The sequence below is a fragment of the Treponema sp. R8-4-B8 genome (genome assembly GCF_054786175.1).
On the sequence record NZ_BDHE01000164.1, the window covers coordinates 1 to 799 of the forward strand.

A 799-nucleotide genomic window follows, 5' to 3' on the forward strand; every position below is an offset into this window, starting at 1 on the left:
CGAAACAGCAGACTATGCTCGTTTTGGCGGCGGCTTGGAAATAGACATAGCGCACATGGCAGGTTTAAGCAAAGCCTTGGTTATTTCAGGCTCTTATGAACAGAATAAAGAAGAAAAAGGCAAGGAAGGAAATCCTCAAATTGATAGAATTATGGCTGGTTTAAAAGCGGGCATTTGGCGCGGGCTTTCTTTGAGCGGAGGTTTTCAGCAACTCAACAAGGAATTTAAAAATGCTCTAGTGGTAATTAACGACCCTGCCACAGGCATTGTTACCCTAAATAAAACCAGTGAAATGCTAGCTATAGGCGGTCCGCAAATTAAAATAAGCGAAGGCGCAAATTTCTCTTTGCAAGGCGGCTTGCTTTCCAATTCAATAGAAGGCAATGCAATAAAATTGGATTTAGATAAATATATTGTATCTGGCATAGTGACGGTGGAATTTTAAGGAGAGTTGGATATGAAAAAATTTCTTTTGCTGATTGGCGTTTTGTTTTTAGGTTGCTCAGATTTGTCTTCAAACAGAGAAGAAACATTGAAAGACGAGCTTCCCAAAGACTTTGAGCGGAATGTATATGCCAAAATAAACGGAGATGTTGGAACAAGCCAGGTTATTTTGGATATTCAAGACAAAGTGAACAGGCTATATGGTGATCAGGGCGAAGGGCTTAAAGCAAGAAAAGTAGATTGCGGCAATACTTTAATAGAAGACCATTCTCTTGTTGAAATGATTTATACAGAATATATGAAATGCCCTTTAAAAGGCTGGGATCCGGACAAAGTGTGTAGCGGCGAATATGCA

Annotated in this window: 2 protein-coding genes; both read left to right on the forward strand. The window is 39.8% G+C overall.

What is annotated here, in order from left to right; translation table 11 throughout:
* Window positions 1-445 (forward strand): hypothetical protein (locus ACYVRA_RS07620; protein ID WP_461252138.1); only part of this gene is annotated, 445 nt, incomplete at its 5' end.
* Between the two features lie 12 nt (window positions 446-457).
* Window positions 458-799 (forward strand): hypothetical protein (locus ACYVRA_RS07625; protein ID WP_461252139.1); only part of this gene is annotated, 342 nt, incomplete at its 3' end.